Raw genomic sequence first — 19,868 nt, forward strand, 5'->3', positions numbered from 1 at the left:
GTTATCTCTCCCAGATCTCCTTTTTGTCCTTACCAAGGTAAGCGCGCTGAACTTCTTTATTTTCAAGCAATTCAGAGGCTATTCCTTCAAGTATCACTTTACCTGTCTCTATGACGTAGCCCCGGTCGGCCATCTTGAGGGCTGCCTTGGCGTTCTGCTCGACCAGAAGCACGGTTGTCCCCCGCTCACTTCGCAACTGCTCGATAATCTTGAAAATCTCCTGCACCACCAAGGGTGCCAGTCCCATGGACGGTTCATCCAGCAGCAGCAGCTTGGGCCGTGCCATGAGCGCACGGCCCATGGCGAGCATCTGCTGTTCGCCGCCGGAAAGGGTTCCGGCAGCCTGTTTGCGGCGTTCACGCAGGCGGGGGAACAGCGCGTAAATGTCATCCAGGTCTTTACGGATGTCGCCCCGCCCTTCCCTGCCACGATACCGGAGATAGGCCCCGAGCTCAAGGTTGTCCTCCACCGACAGGGGCTTGAACACCTGGCGCCCTTCGGGAACCTGGCAGATGCCGAGCTTCACTATCCGGTCCGGTCCGAGTCCGGCAAGATCCTGGCCCTCAAAAAGGATCTTGCCTGCGGACGGCGGCGTGACCGCGGAAATAGAGTTGAGCATGGTGGTCTTGCCGGCACCGTTGGCGCCGATCAACGTAACGATCTCCCCCTTGTTGAGATGCAGGGAGATGTTTTTGAGCGCATGGACCTTGCCGTAGTAGGTATTGATGTTCTTGATCGTTAGCATAGGTGACCGGATATGCCTAGCCTTCGCCCAGATAGGCCGCAATGACTTCGGGATTTTCCTGGATCTCACGCGGCGTCCCTTGGGCAAGCGTGCGCCCCAGGTTCAGTACCACGATCGCCTCGCAGATGTCCATCACAAGCTCCATGTCGTGTTCGACCAGTGCCACGGTAACGCCCGACTCGCGGATCTTCTGGATCAGGCGCGCCAGTTCCAGTGTCTCACGACTGTTGAGGCCCGCGGCAGGTTCATCCATGAGGATAAGTTTCGGCTCCAGAGCCAGGGAGCGTGCAATTTCAAGGAGCCGCCCTTTGCCGAAGGGAAGATTGGCGGCCTCCACATCGGTCTGGTCGACAATACCGGTGAATTCGAGCCAGTGCAGCGCCCGTTCGCGCAGGCGCCGCTCTTCGGCCATCTGCCAGGGGGCACGAAGCGCTGAGGCAAGAATGCCGCTTTTCCCCTTCGTATGAAGCCCCACCATGACATTTTCAAGCACAGTCATCTTGCCGAAGAGCTCGATATTCTGAAAGGTGCGGACCATGCCGAGGGGGGCAAGCTTCTCCGGTGCCAGCCGGGTCACGTTCCGACCGTCGAGCAGGACCGTTCCGGCAGTGGGGGTGTAGATGCCGGTCACGATATTGAACAGCGTGGTCTTGCCGGCCCCGTTGGGACCAATGATGCCGGTGATGCCGCCACCCTGCACGGTAAAGGAAACGTCATCAAGGGCCGTAACGCCGCCGAAGCGCTGGGTGATTCCCTGGACTTCAAGCATCGGCGGCTCCCCTACCCTCGCGGGAACGGAACCGCTGCAACAGATCCGGGATACCGCGTACGAGCCCGCCGGGCATGAACATGGTCATGAAAATGAGGAGCAGGCCGTACACCACGATATCGTAGTCCTGGAACGCCCTGAGCAGTTCGGGGAGAAGCGTCAGGAGCGTGGCGCCGAGGAATGAGCCGTAGATGCTCCCGAGCCCGCCGATGATTACCATGGTGACCAGTTCCACTGAAAAATTGAATCCGAACGACGTGGGCGAGACAAAGGTCATGGTATGGGCATAGAGGCTCCCGGCCACCGAGGAGATGACCGCCGACAAGGCGAATACCTGTACCTTGAGGAGGCGCACGTTAACACCCATGACCCGGGCGGCCACTTCGGAGTCGTGAATGGCGCGCAGCCCCCTGCCGATGCGCGAGTTCACGAGATTTACGGAGAGAAGAATGGTTACCAGGGCGATGCCCCAGATGAGATAGTAGTTTTTAAGGTCAGTGTCAAAGGTTACTGAACCGAGCGCAAGATTCGGGATGCCGGGAAACCCCGACGGCCCGCCCGTCAACTCCACTGCCTCGTTGAAGAGGATATAGACAATAATCCCGAAGCCGAGGGTGGCCATGGCCAGGTAGTGCCCCTTGAGCTTCAGGATCGGGAAGCCGATGGCAAATGCAAGAGTGCCGACCGCTGCGGCGACCACTACCATGGCGAGCCAGGGATTCCAGCTGTGGGTCGCGGTAAGGATGCCCGAGGCATAGGCGCCGAGCCCGAAGAATGCGGCCTGCCCCAGAGATATCTGCCCGGCATAGCCCAGAAGCAGGTTGAGTGCAACGGCGAGCATGGTGTGTATGCCGACAAAGACAAAAACATTAAGCAGGTAGCCCTCAGAGATCAGCGCCGGCAGCGCCATGATCAACAGTGAGAAGGCGATGAATCTCGCACTCTGAAGTTTTGCTAGAGATAACACATGCATAACGTTGATTTTCCGTTCATTTAGACACGTTCGGTCTCGCCCTTGCGGAACAATCCCTGGGGACGTACAAAGAGAATCAGCAACAGGATGATAAAGGCAATGGCGTCCTTGTAGCCGGAAGAGAAAAGTCCGGCGCCAAGCGACTCCAGGACGCCGAGGAGAATGCCGCCCAGGATGGTGCCGAGGCCGCTGCTCATACCGCCGATGATGGCGGCGCAGAATCCTTTGAGGCCGAGCATGATGCCAACATCATAGGAGGTCATGGTGAGCGGAGCGATGATGATCCCGGCCAGGGAACCCATGGCCGAGCTGATGGCAAAGGAAAAGAGCACCATGCGCCGCACGTCGATCCCCACGAGACCGGCGGCCCGACGGTTGTAGGCGCAGGCCCGCATGGCCTTACCGCTGATAGTGTAGTTGAAGTAGAGCTTGCTGCAGATCATGACCACAACGGTCACCGCAAATATCCAGAGGTGCTGTGGAAGGATGGTCGCCTCGCCCAGATGGATCGGCTCATTGCCCGAGAATGTGGGAATGGCATGGGTATCCTTGCCCCAGATAATCATGGCAATGCCGCGGATGAGAATGCTGCCGCCAATGGTGATGATGACGAGGCTGATGGGCGAGGCATTCTTCATGGGATGGATGGCGAGGCGTTCGAACACCACTCCCACGAGGGTGGTGGCGCCGATTGCCAGGATTATGGCTACCAGCAGCGGCAGATTCAGGGCAGTCAGGAAAAAAAGCGTGAACATGCCGCCGAGCATCACGAGTTCGCCCTGAGCGAAATTGATAATGCCGGTGGCATTATGAATGATGGCAAACCCGACCCCGATCAGGGAATAGATGGCTCCTGTCGAAAGTCCGGAGAGAAGATATTGCGCAATCTGCTGGCCTAGATTCATGCTGTATACATCCGGTTCACAATGAGGGAGCGCAGGCCGGGACAGCCTGCGCTCCCATGGTTCGGTCGATAGGTGCGGAATGGGCGTTATTTGACGAGAACAAAGTCCTTGTTGTGGATCGTGACAAGGACGAAGGCGTCCTTGCCGAGACCGGCATGGTCAGTTGCGGAGTAATTGAATATACCGCCGATGCCCGCGAAGTTTCTGGTCTTCTCCAGCTGGTCGCGGATGGCGGCAGGCCTGTCTCCCCCACGCTCCAGGGCATCTTTCAGCAACATCACCGCATCCCAGGCATGGCCGCCGAAATGATCACCCTCGGCCTTGAACTGTTTCTGGTAGTCCTTGACGTATGCCATGAGCGACTTCTTCTGCTTATCCGCGGCGGGAAGCAGGTCGGCGACGATGACCCGGCCCGACGGCAGAATGATTCCTTCGGCTGCATCGCCGGCAAGCTCGATGAACTTCTTGGATGACACGCCATGGCTCATGTAGATGGGAATGGCGAGGCCGAGTTGCTTGGCGTTGCGGGCAATGACGGCAGGGCCGGGGTTGGTGCCCCAGCAGATCACAGCCTGGGCGCCGCTGCCGCGGATCTTGGTGAGCTGCGCCGTCATATCCGTGTCCTTGGGCCCATACGTGTCATCGGAGACGATCTGGATGCCGTGTTGCGCCGCCTGGGCCTTGAGTTGCTCGCGCCCGGAAGAGCCGAACCCGTCGGATACCGTCAGGATCGCCACTTTGCTCATCCTGAGGCGGTTGAGGTGCTCATAGATCTTTGCCACCGCGAGCCCGTCGTTCTGGGCGGTCTTGAAGACCCATTTTTTCACCGGTTCGGTGATCTTGCTGCCGGCAGCGCAGGAAACGAGGGGAATCTGGGCCTTTTCTACGATAGGGATGACCGCCATGGTGTCCCCGGTCGTGCTGGGGCCGATGATGGCAACAACCTTGTCGTCCTTGATGAGCCGGTTGGCCGCCTGCACGGCCTTGGTGGCATCACCTTGCGTGTCATAGACGATCAGTTCGACTTTTCTTCCCTTGATGCCGCCGGAGGCGTTGATCTTGTTGACCGTCATCTGGGCGGTGTTACGTTCCGGTTCGCCCAGGAACGATGCTGGTCCGGTCACGGCGAAGAGTGCGCCGATCCGGATGGGAGACGCGGCAAATACGTTGGCAGCCAGCACCATGAACGATGCGGCGAGCGTCAGGACAAAGGATCCTCTTTTCAGCATCACACCCCTCCCCATGTGTTATTTGACCAGTTCCCAGTCGCCTTTGGTCACACGGACCATCTCGAAGGCCGAGAGATCCAGACCGTTGTGATCCGCAGGAGACATGGTGAAGATCCCCGAGACGCTGACGAGTTTCCGGGTCTGCTCCAGGCCGTCTCTGATCTGCTGGGGAGCAGTTCCCATTTTCATGGCACCGCTAATCAGGAGGAACGCATCATACGCATAGCCGCCGAAGGTCGAAGCCTCCACGCCGTACGCCTTGCGATAGGATTCATCATATGATTTGAGCAGCTTGTACTGGGGATCGTTCTTGGCAAGCTTGTCGAAAATGGCAAGCTTGCCCGCCGGCAACATAATTCCCTCGGCGGCATCGGCCCCGGCCAGTTCGATGAACTTTTTGGATGCGACACCGTGGCTCATGTAGAGCGGGACCTTGATCCCGAGTTGCTTCATGTTGCGGGCAATGAGTGCAGGACCGGGATTGGTCCCCCAGCAGATGACAGCGTCGGGCTTGGCCGCCTTGATCTTGGTGAGTTGGGCGGTCATGTCGGTATCCTTGGGACCGTACACCTCATCGGCCACAATTCTGAAGCCCTTCTGGCCGGCCAGGGCCTTCAGCTGTTCGCGCCCAGAGGAGCCGAACCCGTCGGAAACGGTTATAATGGCAAGAGACTTCTGCTTCAGCCTGGCCGCCTGGATCAGGATCTTTTCGGCAGCCACATGGTCATTGGCCGGGGTTTTGAATACCCACTTTTTGACCGGCTCGGTAATCTTGATGCCCGCAGCGCAGGAAATGAGAGGGGTTTTCTCCTTTTCCGCCAAGGGAATTACCGCCATGGTTTCGCCGGTGGTACTCGGTCCGACGATGACACTCACTTTGTCGTTCTTGATCAGTTTGTTGGCCAGTTGAACCGCCTTGGTCACGTCCCCCTGGGTGTCGTAGACCACCAGCTCAAGTTTGCGGCCGCCAATCCCACCCCTGGCGTTGGCGTCCTTCACCAGCATCTCCAGGGTGTTCTTCTCGGGCTCTCCCAGAAATGACGCGGGACCGGTTATGGAAAAAAGCGCTCCGATCCTGAACGGTTCTGCTGCCGAGGCGATGCCGGCCACCAACAGACCGACGATACCGACGATAACAGCGAAGATTCTGTTCATGCTCCCCCCCCTCCCTGAAGTGGCTACATTGCGTACAGGCGTTCTCCCTCGAGGACAGTAAATCCGTTGTTGATAAGGGCTGTGATGGCCTTCTCTGTCTCATCGAAACGGAAGATGATCACCGCGTTCTCACCGCACCTCTCCACGAAAGCATACATGTATTCCACATTGATGCTCTCGCGGTCCAGCGACTGGAGAATCTGGGACAGTCCACCGGGCCGGTCCGGGACCTCAACGGCCACAACCTCAGTTTTGCTGACCGTGAACCCCCTGTCCTTGAGTACCTGCTTGGCTTTCTCCCGATCATTGACGATAAGTCGCAGAATGCCGAAATCCGAGGTATCGGCCAGGGAGAGAGCCCTGATGTTGACCCCTGCCTCGCCGAGGATGCGCGTCACTTCCGCCAGACGGCCCGACTTGTTTTCTATGAAGATCGAAATCTGCTCTACTTTCATGGTTTCCTCCCCGTGAGGCCGGAATGGTTGCGTGATGTTCCGTCAGCTGATCAGCCGGTTGTCGATGACCCTTTTTGCCTTACCCTCGCTCCGGGCGATGGTCTGGGGCTCCACCAGCCTCACCTTGCAGGTGACGCCGAGCAGGTCCTTGATCTCCTTCTCGATGCTGTGCGAAAGGGCCTGGAGCACCTTGATCTCATCCGAGAAGAGCTGCTCGTCCACCTCGACCTGCACCTCAAGAGTGTCGAGGTTGTCCTTGCGATCGATGATGAGGAGATAGTGAGGTTCGACCCCTTCGATCCGCATGAGGATCGATTCGATCTGGGACGGGAAGACGTTGACTCCGCGGATGATGAGCATATCGTCGCTGCGCCCCGTCATGCGCGAGAGTCGGGCATGGGTGCGTCCGCAGCTGCACGGCTCGTAGGTGAGGCTCGTGATGTCCCTGGTGCGGTAGCGGATGAGTGGGATGCCTTCCTTGGTGATGGTGGTGATGACCAGTTCGCCCCTCTCGCCTTCGGGCAGCACCTCGCCCGTGTCGGGGTTGATGATCTCGGGAATGAAATGGTCCTCCCAGATATGGAGCCCTTTCTTGGCTTCGCGGCACTCGATGGCCACGCCGGGCCCCATGATCTCCGACAGGCCGTAGATGTCAATGGCACAGAGGTTGAGCTTCTGCTCGATCTCGGCGCGCATTGATTCGGACCACGGCTCGGCGCCGAAGATGCCCACGTGAAGCTTGAGCTGGCGGAAGTCCACCCCTTCCTCCCGGGCGGCTTCGGCCATGAACAGGGAGTAGGAAGGGGTGCAGGTGAGGACCGTCGAGCCGAAATCCTTCATGATCATGATCTGCTTCTTGGTGTTGCCGCCGGACATGGGAATGACCGAGGCTCCCAGCCGCTCGGCGCCGTAGTGAGCGCCGAGGCCGCCGGTGAAGAGTCCGTAGCCGTAAGCATTATGGATAATGTCGCCCTTGTGGACGCCGGCGGCGGCAAAGGAGCGCGCCATGAGCTCCGACCAGATTTCGATGTCTTTCCGTGTGTAACCGACCACGGTCGGCTTGCCGGTGGTCCCGCTCGACGCATGGATCCGCACGATGTCGTCCATGGGGGCGGCAAACAGGCCGTAGGGATAGCTGTCGCGCATGTCCTGCTTCACGGTAAAGGGAAGCCGCCGGAGATCGTCAAGGGATTTGATGCAGTCAGAAGCGATGCCGGCGCGCTCGAAGCTCTGACGGTAGAACGGAACGGCCGCCTGCACGCGGGCCACGGTAGCCTGGAGGCGCTTGAGCTGCAGGGCTTCCAGTGCCTGGCGGGGAAGCGTTTCAAACTCTTCGTTGTGGAAACTCATGGCAACCTCGATTGTTACAGGGACCTGCCCAACTGGAAAGCCTTACGGTTCACATCGAGCGCCTTTGAGGGAACCATCCGCTCCAGGGCCTTGTGCCAGCACTCGTCAGGGATATCGAGCCGCTTTGCCACGGCGCCCAGGAGCACCGTATTGGCGGCCCTGACATTACCGGCCTCGGCGGCGAGGTGCTGTCCGTCCACTAGGAGAAAATCAGGGAACAGCGCCCGAATCCTGTCCGGCAGATCATCAGGGTAGCTCGCCTGCCCCAAGAGCACCGACGGCGGCGAAATGCGCAGATCGTTGGCCACCACGGTCCCCCCCTTCCTGAGCAGGGGCAGATAGCGATAGGTTTCCATCAGCTCGAAGCCGAAGAGGATGTCCCCCTCCCCTTCGGGTACGATGGGCGAATGGACTTCCTTGCCGTAGCGGACATGGGAGACAACACTCCCTCCCCGCTGGGACATGCCGTGGATTTCGCTCTTTTTCACGTCGAACCCGGCCAGCATGAATGCCTCGGAGAGGATTTCAGACGCGAGCAGTATTCCCTGCCCGCCCACGCCCACCAGGAGGATGTTGGTGATGGTGTCGCTCATTGGGCCCTCCCGATGGCATTGAACTTACAGAGCTGGCGGCAGACATCGCAGCCATTGCAGAGCAGTGGATCGATCTTTGCTTTTCCTTTTTTGCCCTCCGGAGCAGGGATCCACTCGATTGCCGGACAACCGATCTTCAGGCACGCCTTGCAGCCGGTACAGTGATCCTGGTCGACGGACAGGACGAGCCCCTTCTGGAAGACCCCTTCCCGCTTCACCAGCACGCAGGGACGGTTGGTGATGATTACCGACGGCTCGGGACGGTTCATCTCTTCCTGAAGAGCCGCGCGGGTCTGGTCGAGGTCCAGGGGGTCCACCACCCGCACGTGTCGAATGCCGAGGGCAGTGCAAAGCTGGACCAGATCCACCGCGTTGGTGGAATCGTCCATCAGGGTCCACCCGGACGCCGGATTGTCCTGGCGCCCCGTCATGGCCGTGATCCTGTTATCGAGAATCACCACCGTTGCGGGGGCTTTGTTGTAGGCCATCTCCATAAGGCTGTTGACGCCCGTGTGGAGGAAGGTTGAATCGCCGATCACTGCCACTACCTTTTTCTTCTCCTCGTCCGAAAGGACGCGCACGATGCCGCTGGCGCTGCTGATGCTCGCCCCCATGCAGACACAGGTATCCATGGCGTTGAGGGGCGGCATGAAGCCGAGGGTGTAGCAGCCTATGTCACCGGTCACATAGGCCTTCAACTGGTTGAGTGTGAAAAAGACGCCGCGATGGGGACAGCCGGGGCACATGTTCGGCGGACGGCCCGGAAGATTCTCCACCGTCACCTGGGGGGCACCGGGGATGCCGAAGGCGGCACGCAGCCGACCCGGTGTCAGTTCTCCGCACAGGGGGATGACGTCCTTGCCGGTGACGCTGATGCCGGCAGCCTTCACCTGATCCTCGATAAACGCGTCCAGCTCCTCCACCACGATAAGCTTCGCGACCTTCGAGGCAAACTCCCTGATGAGATCCATCGGGAGAGGATACACCATGCCGAGCTTGAGTACCGAGGCGTTGGGGAACACCTCGCGGACATACTGGTAAGACACCCCCGCGGTGATGATACCGAGTTCCGTGTCGCGCATCTCCACCCGGTTGACGGCAGCGGTACGACCATAGTCCGCAAGTTTCAGGAGCCGCTCTTCCACGAAGGGGTGCCGCACCCGGGCATTGCCGGGGAGCATGACGAGCTTGGCGGGATTCTTGACGAGCTTCGGCGTGGGGAGTCCGGTTGCCGGTTCACCCAGCTCCACGATCGATTTGCCGTGGGAAATCCGGGTGCAGCTGCGGAGCATAACCGGAGTATCGAACTGCTCCGAAATTTCGAATGCAAGCCTGGTGAAATCCTTGCACTCCTGGGAATCGGCCGGCTCCAGCATCGGGACCTTGGCGAACCGTGCATAGTTGCGGCTGTCCTGCTCGTCCTGGGACGAATGCATCTCGGGGTCATCCGCCACGACCAGCACCAATCCGCCACCCACCCCGGTGTACGACAGGGTGAAGAGCGGGTCGGCCGCGACGTTGACCCCCACGTGCTTCATGCAGGCGATGGAACGGCCGCCGCCGAACGAGGCGCCGATCGCGACCTCAAGGGCAACCTTTTCGTTGGGTGCCCATGAAGCGTCAATTTCCTTGTAGTTGACGATGTTTTCGAGAATTTCGGTGGAAGGGGTGCCCGGGTAGGCACTGGCAACCTTCACCCCTGCCTCGAAGGCTCCTCGGGCGATGGCTTCGTTGCCTGATAGAATTTCCTTCATGGTTGTCTGGTTCCTGAAAAATAAAATAAGGGGCATGCCCCCCTAAAAAGGTGCAAAGACTATACAAATAAGGGGATTGTAAGTCAACTGCTTTGTAAAACGGGTTTTTACTGCCAAAGAACTGTTTGATCGGGCTAAACTCGCCCGACCTGTTGACAGTGCGACATACTCCCGTACCATGTGAAGAAAACGAAGTAATTCAGCAATGGGGAGGTCACTATGAAGCGGGTTATCCGGGAAGCAGCAGTGGGACTGGGCCTGTGTGCGCTTGCATTGTCTGCTGATGCCGCCGGGTCGGCGGACAGGGGCAGGGAGCTTTTTGAAAGTACGCAACTGGGAACGAGCGGCACAAGCTGCAGCAGTTGTCATCCCGGGGGGAAGAAGCTCGAATGGGCCGGCTCCAGCTACGATGACGCGAAGCTTGCCGCAATTGTAAACCGTTGCATTGAAAAGGCCCTCAAGGGGAAACCGCTCGACCCGGGCGGAGAAGACATGAAGGCCCTTATGCAGCTCATCAGGAGCTTTGGGAATCCCGGGGGCTAACTATTCAACGGTGCGGGCAAGGCCGATCAGGGCACCTTCCAGCAAGCCGAAGTCGCTGACGGTCATGGATTCGAAGCCGAACAAGTCCATAGTGGCAAGTGTTATGAGCGTTCCGGCCACGATAAGATCTTCCCTCCCCTTTTCCAGGCCGGGCACCGTCAGGCGTTCGGCCGGGGAAAGGGGAAGAAGCAGGGCCAGAATACGCGCGATTTCATCACGGGACAGCAGGTGGTTGTTGACTCGCCGATAATCGTAATCGGTCATTCCCAGACTGATGGCGGCCAGGGTCGTTGCCGTGCCGGCAGTGCCCACCAGCGTCGCTCCCGCAAGCTGTCCATCAAGTGCCCTGCTGGCCAACCGCTCCCTGAGCCCGGCGAGTTCGCGCCCGACCTTCTCCTCCATGGCCGGCAGGTCGGGCTTGCCTTCCGTCAACCTCACCACCCCCAGGGGAAGACTCTCAGTGTACAGGGGAGCGTTCCCGTTGGCAAGAGTGTATTCAGTGCTCCCTCCCCCCACGTCAAAAACAAAGAAGCGCCCCTCCTTCCGGTCGAGGCCCGACAGGACCCCCGCCAGAGTCAGAAGCCCCTCCTCTTTCCCGTCGATCACTTCCAGGCTGATGCCGGTCCGCTCGGCCACGTGGGCGCAAAAATCCGCGCCGTTCACGGCGTCCCGAACCGCGCTGGTCGCCACGGCCCGCACACGGACGACGCCCGCGCGGCGCATCTCGTCCGCAAAGTCGCCAAGAGCGGCCAGTGAGCGGTCCCACGCCTCCGGCGAAATCCCCCGCTCCTTTGTAAACCCTCCACCCAGTCGTGTGATGTGGCGCTTTACGAGCAGGTGCTCGATCCGGCCCGCCTCTACTGATCCGATCAGAAGCCGGGCCGTATTGGTGCCGAGGTCGATGGAGGCTGCAGGGAACGGCATCAGGTGAACTCCTTCCTGGTTTCAATGATGGTGACACTTGAATCGGCGATTTTGACAAAGGCCGTAATCATGTCAGCGTAGATGATTCCTGCGCGAACGGAACATTTGCCTGCAGAGAGGCGCTTGATGTGTCCGTCGAGCATTGCCTCACGCTGCCGGCCCACGTCATCGCGCAGCGACCGGCCCTGCTCAACGGCATCGGGCGGCGGATTATCCATGGTCTCGACCGCAAGGTCAACGAGCTTTTCAACCGTCCGGGCAAGGTGCCTGATCTCGGTCATGGCGGCGTTGGAAAAGAGGAGCTTTTCCTCTTTTTTGCGCCTCAGATAGTCGAGAACCGCCTCGCTCTGGTCCGCCACATGTTCCAGTTCACCGATCAACTGGAGCATGACCGGGATTTCCATTGATGCCTCGGGCGCTAGCTCGCGCCGCGACAACGACACGAGAAAATCGGTCAGATCCCGCTGGAGGATATCGACCGCGTTCTCCTTCTGGCGGATGCCCACGGCCTTTCGAGCATCATAACGGAAAAACTGCTCAACCATTTCAGAATACATGGTCAGGGAAATGCCGGCCATGCGCCTCAACTCGCTGCGCGCCTGCAGCAGCGCAATCGGAGGTGTATTGAGCACCCGCGGGTCGATGAACACGGTGCGCGCCTCCACGCTGGAAGCCCTCTCGCTGCCGGGGATGATGCGCGGGGCGGTGCGCGCGAAAAAGCCGATGAGCGGCAGGAAAATCACCGCGCTCATGATGCTGAACAGGGTGTGGGTATTGGCCAGGACCCGGGAGATGCCGGCGGACGATGCGATATCCTCCGGAGAAATGTATGTGACAAAGGAAAGGTAGGAGGGGAACACCAGCATCACGACCATGACGGCAAGAAGGTTCACCATGAAGTAGAAAAAGACCGTCCGCTTCGCTTCGAGCGTTCCCCCGATCGAGGCAAAGGCGGTGATGACAGAGGTTCCGAGGAGTTCACCGATCACCATGGCGGCTCCGGTTTCAAAGGATACCAGGCTGCTCCCCGCCAGTGCCATGATCACGGCGATGGCGGTACTTCCAGACTGAACGAGCAAGGTGAGCGTCGCACCGAACAGAACAGCGGCAATCCGCTTGGAAACGAACATGTCCTGGTGGGTGAACACAATGGCGTATTCCTGAAGGGGCTGGAGATTCGACTCCATGATGCGAAGCCCGAGGAACAGGAGACCGGCGCCCAGGATGAGCTCACCGGCGTTCACCCACCTCCGCCTGCGGAGAAAGCAGCGCAGGCAGACTCCGACGAAAACGGCCGGCAAGGCAAAGGAGCTGATCTTGAAGGCAATGAACTGGACGGCCAGGGTTGTGCCGATGCCGGTTCCCAGGAGAATGCCCAGGGCCTGGTAGAGAGAAATGAGCCCTGCGTTGATGAAGCCGACCGTGATGATGCACGCGGCGCTGGACGACTGGAGGAGCGACGACAGGGTGCTGCCGAGAAGGGCTGCGGTCAGCCGGTTTCCGGCAATGCGCTCCAGGTGGCGCCGAAACCGGTCGCCGGCAATCTTCTGGAGTCCCTCGGACATGGTCTTCATGCCGAGGATGAAAACGCCGAGCCCGCCCAGGGCCTCCAGGATGGAGAGGTACTGCATTGGTCCGATGGCGGAGGCTACTTGCCGACCGCGAAGGGGAAGAGGAAATCGGGCGCTGCCGATTTCGAGCTGCCGCTGCGGTAGATAAGGAGCTTAACTTCCTTAACCGCCCCGAGATCGATCCGGAAATAGACGAGGCCGGTCGACTTTGCTCCGGGGATCACCGGGTTGGCCGCCAGCGCGCGAGTCTGGATGTCCTGGGGATAGACTTCGTAGTAGTAGGGAAGCTGCGACTCTGTGGTGTTGTAGAAGGAGGTCCTTTCGTAGTCTTCCAGATAATAAAACCCGACGTAGGGATATGGGATGAGGTAGTAGGAATCTCGGCTCATCAGTTCTTTGACCTGCTCGGGCGTCAGGGGGAGGTACTGGCGATTCTGACCGTCCAGCAGCAGGAAGGAACCCGTGTCGAAACCGATTTCCCGCGGGGATTGGTTATCAATGGTTACCACGAAGGCGGTCACTGTGCCGTCAAGATTGTAGGAGACCATTTCCGTGTTGGAATTTGCCACCGTAATGGATACGCCGTCTTTGGTGACGGTCTGGGAGTTGTCGGAGAGGTTCACGACTCCCTGCGGTACCTGCAGGGGAACGACCTTGATGCCGCTGCAGCCGGCAAGAAACACTATGGCAATGAGCAACGCGTAAACGTGGGCTTTCATGGCAGGACCCCCTGAATGGCTGGCGAACAGGAAAAAGTGTAGCATGTTTCGGCCCGGCTGTCCCTGCGAGATTGCCGGCTGAGAATGGATATCCGATTGTCCGTGCGTTTTACGGTTTGGTCGACGCACCGGCCCGCGACACATGCACTGCCGTAAAATCATCGGGATGCGTCAGGATACGGATGAATTCACGCCCTTTGCCCGTTGGTTCGGGTGCCGCGGCAAGAAGTATCTCCCCGGAGAGGGAGTGGCAGCGGCGGAGGTATTTTTCAGCCATCATGGCAAGGTTGAGGGAATTACGCACCCGCTCCTCGTCACTGCCTCCCCGGCGTGCGCCCCCTTCGATCACGATGATGCGCCGGCCATCCTGGGCAGCTACCCGGGATGCCGCAACGTCCAGCTGTTTGCGGACAGAGCGGTCCAGACTGAACGCCTTGCCCGAGGAACGTATGAATGCGACCTCTTCACCCGGCTGCTTCTCAGCCGCAAAAGCGGAGGCTCCGGCGAGCACACCGAGGGCGATAACCAAACATGTGGGTATGAGTCGTCTCACGGATTTACTCGTCCTTGGGGATCAAAAACAGAATCTCTCCTCGGCGATTGAGTTTTCTCCCTTCGGCAGTCTTGTTGTCGCCAATGGACCTTGACTTGCCGAGTCCCTTGACAAAGAGGCGGGACGGGTCGATCCCTTCGCGGGCAATGAGATAGCTGGCCACCGAAATGGCACGTTTGAGGGATAAATCCATGTTGTAGCCGACTGAGCCGATGTTGTCCGTATGCCCGTCGATCCGGAGATAAACCCACCGTTTGTCCCTGCGAATCTGCTCGGCAACCTCGGAAAGGGCCTTTTTCCCTTCGGCGGAAAGGCTCCACTGATCGAAATCGAAGGATACGTCCGGAAAGCGGAACTTGCGGTAGACGGTCATTGCTTCCGGAATATTCTCGTGCGCGGCTGATGCCACCTGGAAATTCTGTCCCTTGACGTCGACACTGTACAGTGGGGTAACACCTTCCAGTCTGCTCAGAGTGTATTCAAGGGCCACGTTCTCGTGCCCGTCCACGGATCGGGTGGCCAGACGCACCTCCTCGCCCCCCTGCCCCAGTGCAACCTCTTCGGATGCGGCAGCTACAGCAACAGGCGCATTAGCAGCCTGGGCGGCAAGGGTCACCCTCCCGTACGGCTTGATAACAACATCTTCCTTGTCCTGACCGAGAGGAACCTCAAGCTTGCTGACCGGAGCAGGCTGGGAAAGGGAGCTGATCAGGAGGGGGGAAATCGGTATGATCTTCCTGATCTTCACTGGTTCTTTCTTCTTTTGCTTTTCTTCCTCGAAATCGCCGCCTCCCAGTCGAGGGACAGGCTTGATGTAGGTACCGACGCCTTGACATGCCGTGAGTCCGGCCACGGCGCGCCAGTCGGGGCTGGCATCGGAAAGACCGAGTCCGCCGGCAAGATTGAGGGTGAGGTGCGGCGAGATGTAATACTGGAATCCGAGGAGCCCCTCCAGGGGAGCGTCCTGGTCCGTGAAGCGTCCGGTGCTTCCCGTCAGCTCTGCCGTGAACCTCAGGCGTGTTGCGGGCGTATAGTCGATGCCGAAACCGTAGAGGATTTCATCATCAACCGACCTGTTGGCATAAGAGCCTGTGAAGAGATAGCCCAGATTGCCGTGCACGCCGAGTTGTTCGGAGGTATAGGAGGCGATGAGGCGGCCGCCGCCGTGGGTCGTTCCATCCACGTCGGGGTCTTCGGAGATCTGCCGCTGTACAAAGAGATCGACTGCAGCCTTAAGGGGTGAGCTTCTCTTGCCGAGAAAACGAAGTTTGGTTCCTATTTCGGCGTAGCCCCGGTCGGTCTTGTCCTCATCGCCGTTGAACAGCAGGTTCGGATAGTTGCCGTAAATTTCCCAGAACGAGCCTATGCCGAGCGTGAGCGACGCGGGGAGGGTCAGGGCGTTATCCGCCTGCGTACCGGTGCCTATTCCCCATAGACCGACGCAAATATTGCCCGCGTCAAGGGTTTCGGCCGACGGGACCGTGATGAGTCCCGTCTCGCCGCTGGTGGATGGGTTAGCAAAAACCTCCGAGGCGAGCAGCGAGAGGAAGATTGTAAGAATTACCCGAAGTCTCTGCATTAAGAGGTGTCATCCGCAACGCTGACCAGTAGAAGTTATGATCACCTGCTCGCCAAAAGGGAGAAGCTGGAATCACTTGCCGTCAACGCGCTCCTTCAGCTCCTTGCCGACCTTGAAAAATGGAAGTTTCTTGGGTTTGACCTCAATGGGTTCGCCGGTCTTGGGGTTACGCCCCGTATAAGACTTGTAATCCTTGACGACAAAACTCCCGAAACCGCGAATCTCGATTCGCTCATTACGGATCATCGCACTGCTCATTGAATCGAATACGATATTGACGACTTCTTCGGCCTTTTTGTAGGTAAGGCCCTTCTCCGCCGCCAACGCCTCAATCAGTTCGGATTTGTTCATTCCCGTCCTCCTCAATAAAGTGAATAAACTACGATCTGCATCGCATGAAAGCGAGAACAGTATCCGTTACTATCTCTTCGGCGGGCGGAAACGAAACTTTACCGATGAAGTCGAAATAATTTCAGCAACATCGCAGTTGTTTCGCCACATACGCTGCGTCAGCGTGACGGCCGCTCGCCTCAAGCATTGGTACAAGCCGTTGCGCAGCCTCTTTTTTCAGTGCGCCGCCAAGGAGACGGGAGTAATGCTCAATCGCCGCATCATTCTCGCCCCGGGCCTGACGAAGATCTCCCAGGAACAATTCAGACTGTTCGGGGAGGATACTCCGTTCGACCATACTCTCCAACAGCGCGATCGCCTCATCAAAGCGGTTGCTCTCGGCCAGAAACTGGACAAGCCCCAGGTTGCCGAGAGGATTTTCCCCATTAAGCTGCAAGCAACGGCGCAACAGCACTTCACACCGTCTGCGATCTCCTTCGCGGTGCGAGAGAAGAGAAAGTTCGTAGAGGAGCACATCGTTTTCGCCTTGAGCCAGAAGACGTTCAAAGATGACCCATGCCGTGCCGAGGTCTCCTTCGTGCGCAGCCAAATAGCCCTTTGCAAATTCCTTTCCCAAACTGAGATAACGCTCCGGTAAATCACCCGGCAAAGGGCGAACCAGGAGCTCAAACCGGTCAGACTCTGAGAGGCCGTCTTCAGAAATCTCCGCAGAATCACTGGGATGGCAACTTGAGGATGAGCATCCCCCGCCACAGCCCTTTGAGTGGACATGCTTGGCCGGCTGGGGAGTGGATTCCTGCGAGGAGAGTAACGAGGAGAGAAGTTTTTCCGTCTTTTCCCGTATGGTTACGTCATCTGCCAACTCCAGTGACAAATTAAGGTGATCCTCGGCCTTGTGCATGTCACCCCCCCGGATGCAAGCCTCGGCCTCCTCGATGTTGGCTTCTGCCAGCCGGTTGCCGGCTATGGCCATCTTTTCCCTGATGGCCGTCGACAGGGCGGCAGATGACGGATCGGATGCGTCGAGAGCCTCCAGCGCATCATCAAATGCTACCCGTGCATCGGCGTAACGTCCGGCAGCGAGAAACTTGTCCCCTTTTTCCATACAGCTGGCGGGGTCTTTGCGAAACAGTTTCCTGAAAAACATGGCTACCTCCCGAAAAATCTTCTTTGATGTCGTACCTATAACAAAATAGCTGCCGACCGGAGTCGAACCGTTACTGTATAACGTGTAACGTCAGGAGCGTATCAGGAGCGTTACGCTCTCTATGTGGTAGGTCTGAGGAAACATATCGACGCCATGGCTGCCGACCACGCGGTATCCAGCTTTGCGCAGCACTCCGAGATCGCGTCCGAGCGTCGGCGGATCACAGGAGACGTACACGATACGTTCCGGAGCCAGTATCGCCACCTCACCGACCGCATCCCGGGCACCGGTCCGGGGGGGATCAAGGATGACCGTATCGAAATGCTCACCCGCAGTTCTCAGGCGGCGGGTGCCGTCGGCGGCGTCGATGGCGATAAATTCCACATCAGCGATCCCGTTGAAGTCCGCGTTTTTCCGCGCATCGTCGATTGACGGCCCGTAGTCCTCGATTCCAACGAGCTGAGCTCCGCCGGACGCCAGGGGAAGCGAAAAATTGCCGTTGCCGCAAAACAGATCGAGCACCCGTCGGCCGCGTCCCGCTTCGGCCAGTTGCAAAGCCCTGCTCACCAGCACCCGGTTCTGGCGATAATTTACCTGGGAGAACCCTCCCCTCCTGAACGACAGGGACAGGGGGCGCCCCTGCTCGCCCAGCCCGGGAACGGTATACGACAGTGAATCGACTCCCCAGACGGGCATGATGGAATCCTTGCGCCCGCACTGGAGATGAATGCCGGTCACCGAAGACAGATGGGGCCGGATCGAGCGAAAAAAGTCGGCTGCTCGACCGGGATCGTCTCCGATATAGTGTACGACCAGAAGAACGTGTCCGTCTTCGCCGGTTGCAGCGTCAATCTGGGGAACCTTGTCCGGCTCGGAGAAATCCGGCAGAACCAATCTCAGGTCCCGCAGGGTCAGATTGATGGCGGGGTCACAGATGACGCATTCCGCGGGCGCATCAATCACATAGTGAGATCCCCTGCGGTAGAAGCCCATGTGCAGGCGCCCGCCGCTCCACCGTACCTTGAACTGAGCCCGGCACCGATAGCCAAAGGGATTATCCGCAACGGCAAAGGGGGCGACGGCGTCCCGTTCGACCCGTCCGAAACGCCACAGAGTATCGGCGAAGATGCACTCTTTGGCTTCCGCCTGGGCATCGTAGCGCAGGTGCTGCCATGAACACCCGCCACAGATCCCGAAGACCGGGCACGGCGGTGTGATGCGGTCGGGTGACGGCTCAAGAATCTCAAGTGCCTCGCCCTCAAGATAAGACGGCTTGTCAACAGCAACCCGGATGCGGACGAGGTCGCCCGGAGCGGTAAACGGCACGAAGCAGGCTTTGCCCTCAAGCCGTCCGAAACCGGCCCCGCCGAAGGCGAGGGATTCAATGCGGACACGCGCCTCAGTCATGGCCGGAAACAATGAATCCCGGTGCCTTCAGCCGTTTGCCGCGGGCGCGTTCCAACTCAGAGTGAACGAACCGTGCCGGGAAGGCGTGAGACGAAACATACCCGAGCGAATGGCTCATAAAATTCGCCATCAGTTGCTGCTTCACATCGTCCATCGAGGAGGTGGGAACCCCCATCTGCTCGACGAAACGGCGGTAGCTTACGTCATCGCCCAGAAGGCGGCGTGCGTCTTCGAAAACAGTAACATCCTCAAAATAAGCGACATTGAGCCGGATTTGACAGACGATTTCCAGCCGCACCAGGTGAAAATCACCGAAATAATGACGTGTATGGTCCAGAAAGCGGACCGTGAGACCATTCTGGAGGGGAACTTCGCGTAATATTGTAGCCATAGTGTATGAAATTGACCTTCGTTGAGGATCTCGTGATGACGCATTGAGCATAATACGCCTGCCCCATTGAAGTAAAGGTGATAATCCGACGCAAGGCCACCTCGCCAGCACCATTTCGGCAGCAAATCCGGACAGGGCTTCGAATCGGCTTTCCGGCTGGTTGACGATGCCGTAAAGCCTGCACCGGCTTGAAAAACGGCTTGCATTTTAATGCAGCTGCGGGTACTTTAACAAAGTTTGAAACGAATCTATCATCCGCGCCAAGGAGCAGTGGTCACCCCATGAGCAAAGAAGAAGCAATTGAAGTAGAAGGCACCGTCATCGAACCCCTCCCGAATGCCATGTTCAGGGTAGAGCTCGAAAACGGACACGTGGTGCTTGCCCACATTTCGGGAAAGATGCGCAAGTACTTTATCAAGATACTTCCGGGCGACAAGGTCACGGTAGAGCTTTCACCCTACGACCTCACACGTGGTCGCATAACCTATCGCGCCAAATAGCAACAGCCCGCCCCGGGGGGCGTCAGGCCCCCTCACGTGTCAGCTCACCCTTCATTGCGCCGTCTCCCCGATGACCTCCTGCCACGGTGGTATCCCAGGCGTCGGATAACAGAGCTCCCTCTCCCGCCCTGTCGCTATCTGTTCCGTCCGTACTCATCACGGGAATCAATGCTCAAAATCGATGGGCCGGTGCCGGACACTGTATTTTTTTCTTAACAACCGTTGGATTTTAAGATAAAAAGTACCATTTCGGAA

Annotated in this window: 21 protein-coding genes; 2 read left to right on the forward strand and 19 right to left on the reverse strand. The window is 58.6% G+C overall.

What is annotated here, in order from left to right:
- Position 1 precedes the first annotated feature (1 nt).
- The 10 genes from AABA48_RS05985 to iorA all read right to left on the reverse strand — a co-directional run bounded on the left by AABA48_RS05985 (position 2) and on the right by iorA (position 9,928).
- Complete coding sequence (locus tag AABA48_RS05985) at positions 2–745, reverse strand: ABC transporter ATP-binding protein (RefSeq protein ID WP_286349657.1); 744 nt, start codon at positions 743–745, stop codon at positions 2–4.
- Between the two features lie 16 nt (positions 746–761).
- Positions 762–1,514: an ABC transporter ATP-binding protein gene (locus AABA48_RS05990; protein ID WP_286349656.1), complete on the reverse strand. Its 753-nt coding sequence runs from the start codon at positions 1,512–1,514 to the stop codon at positions 762–764.
- Positions 1,507–2,487 (reverse strand): branched-chain amino acid ABC transporter permease, encoded by a 981-nt coding sequence (locus tag AABA48_RS05995; RefSeq protein ID WP_286349655.1) that lies wholly within the window; start codon positions 2,485–2,487, stop codon positions 1,507–1,509. The genes AABA48_RS05990 and AABA48_RS05995 overlap by 8 nt, the downstream gene beginning before the upstream one ends.
- 20 nt (positions 2,488–2,507) lie before the next feature.
- Positions 2,508–3,392, reverse strand: coding sequence for a branched-chain amino acid ABC transporter permease (locus AABA48_RS06000; RefSeq protein WP_286349654.1), 885 nt, complete (start codon positions 3,390–3,392; stop codon positions 2,508–2,510).
- An 86-nt stretch (positions 3,393–3,478) separates the two neighbouring features.
- Positions 3,479–4,621 (reverse strand): ABC transporter substrate-binding protein, encoded by a 1,143-nt coding sequence (locus AABA48_RS06005; RefSeq protein ID WP_286349653.1) that lies wholly within the window; start codon positions 4,619–4,621, stop codon positions 3,479–3,481.
- Positions 4,622–4,639: 18 nt separating this feature from the next.
- Positions 4,640–5,776, reverse strand: coding sequence for an ABC transporter substrate-binding protein (locus AABA48_RS06010; RefSeq protein ID WP_286349652.1), 1,137 nt, complete (start codon positions 5,774–5,776; stop codon positions 4,640–4,642).
- Between the two features lie 23 nt (positions 5,777–5,799).
- Positions 5,800–6,231, reverse strand: a complete 432-nt coding sequence (locus AABA48_RS06015; protein WP_286349651.1) for an ACT domain-containing protein — start codon at positions 6,229–6,231, stop codon at positions 5,800–5,802.
- A 42-nt stretch (positions 6,232–6,273) separates the two neighbouring features.
- Entirely contained in the window at positions 6,274–7,581 is a 1,308-nt protein-coding gene (locus AABA48_RS06020; protein WP_286349650.1) for a phenylacetate--CoA ligase, read from the reverse strand.
- A gap of 14 nt (positions 7,582–7,595) precedes the next feature.
- Positions 7,596–8,174, reverse strand: coding sequence for an indolepyruvate oxidoreductase subunit beta (locus tag AABA48_RS06025; protein ID WP_286349649.1), 579 nt, complete (start codon positions 8,172–8,174; stop codon positions 7,596–7,598).
- Positions 8,171–9,928 (reverse strand): indolepyruvate ferredoxin oxidoreductase subunit alpha, encoded by a 1,758-nt coding sequence (gene iorA, locus AABA48_RS06030; protein WP_286349648.1) that lies wholly within the window; start codon positions 9,926–9,928, stop codon positions 8,171–8,173. The genes AABA48_RS06025 and iorA overlap by 4 nt, the downstream gene beginning before the upstream one ends.
- Positions 9,929–10,147: 219 nt before the next feature.
- On the opposite strand from iorA, the gene AABA48_RS06035 reads away from it, so the two are divergent.
- Positions 10,148–10,471, forward strand: a complete 324-nt coding sequence (locus AABA48_RS06035; RefSeq protein ID WP_286349647.1) for a c-type cytochrome — start codon at positions 10,148–10,150, stop codon at positions 10,469–10,471.
- Here AABA48_RS06035 and AABA48_RS06040 read toward each other — a convergent pair whose 3' ends face one another.
- From AABA48_RS06040 to AABA48_RS06080, 9 genes are all read right to left on the reverse strand, one after another.
- On the reverse strand, positions 10,472–11,395 hold the full coding sequence (locus tag AABA48_RS06040) for a Ppx/GppA phosphatase family protein (RefSeq protein ID WP_286349646.1): 924 nt from the start codon (positions 11,393–11,395) through the stop codon (positions 10,472–10,474). It abuts the gene before it with no gap.
- The gene (locus tag AABA48_RS06045; RefSeq protein ID WP_286349645.1) at positions 11,395–13,026 is read right to left on the reverse strand and encodes a Na/Pi cotransporter family protein; all 1,632 of its coding nucleotides are present in this window, start codon (positions 13,024–13,026) and stop codon (positions 11,395–11,397) included. Before AABA48_RS06045 ends, AABA48_RS06040 begins: the two co-directional genes overlap by 1 nt.
- 17 nt (positions 13,027–13,043) lie before the next feature.
- Entirely contained in the window at positions 13,044–13,685 is a 642-nt protein-coding gene (locus AABA48_RS06050; protein WP_286349644.1) for a hypothetical protein, read from the reverse strand.
- 109 nt (positions 13,686–13,794) lie between these two features.
- Positions 13,795–14,238 (reverse strand): hypothetical protein, encoded by a 444-nt coding sequence (locus AABA48_RS06055; protein ID WP_286349643.1) that lies wholly within the window; start codon positions 14,236–14,238, stop codon positions 13,795–13,797.
- A 4-nt stretch (positions 14,239–14,242) separates the two neighbouring features.
- The gene (locus AABA48_RS06060; protein ID WP_286349642.1) at positions 14,243–15,817 is read right to left on the reverse strand and encodes an OmpA family protein; all 1,575 of its coding nucleotides are present in this window, start codon (positions 15,815–15,817) and stop codon (positions 14,243–14,245) included.
- 72 nt (positions 15,818–15,889) lie between these two features.
- On the reverse strand, positions 15,890–16,168 hold the full coding sequence (locus AABA48_RS06065; RefSeq protein WP_010942391.1) for an HU family DNA-binding protein: 279 nt from the start codon (positions 16,166–16,168) through the stop codon (positions 15,890–15,892).
- Positions 16,169–16,289: 121 nt separating this feature from the next.
- Positions 16,290–17,315 carry a tetratricopeptide repeat protein gene (locus AABA48_RS06070; protein WP_286349641.1) on the reverse strand — a complete coding sequence of 342 codons (1,026 nt, stop codon included), beginning with the start codon at positions 17,313–17,315 and terminating at the stop codon, positions 16,290–16,292.
- A 90-nt stretch (positions 17,316–17,405) separates the two neighbouring features.
- Positions 17,406–18,722: a class I SAM-dependent RNA methyltransferase gene (locus AABA48_RS06075; RefSeq protein ID WP_286349640.1), complete on the reverse strand. Its 1,317-nt coding sequence runs from the start codon at positions 18,720–18,722 to the stop codon at positions 17,406–17,408.
- Positions 18,715–19,020 (reverse strand): hypothetical protein, encoded by a 306-nt coding sequence (locus AABA48_RS06080; RefSeq protein ID WP_286349639.1) that lies wholly within the window; start codon positions 19,018–19,020, stop codon positions 18,715–18,717. The genes AABA48_RS06075 and AABA48_RS06080 overlap by 8 nt, the downstream gene beginning before the upstream one ends.
- A 374-nt stretch (positions 19,021–19,394) precedes the next feature.
- Between AABA48_RS06080 and infA the strand changes: the two genes are divergently transcribed.
- Positions 19,395–19,613, forward strand: a complete 219-nt coding sequence (gene infA / locus AABA48_RS06085) for a translation initiation factor IF-1 (RefSeq protein ID WP_010942395.1) — start codon at positions 19,395–19,397, stop codon at positions 19,611–19,613.
- Positions 19,614–19,868 lie beyond the last annotated feature (255 nt).

This window comes from Geobacter sp. 60473 (genome assembly GCF_036323535.1).
Lineage (GTDB): Bacteria > Desulfobacterota > Desulfuromonadia > Geobacterales > Geobacteraceae > Geobacter > Geobacter sulfurreducens.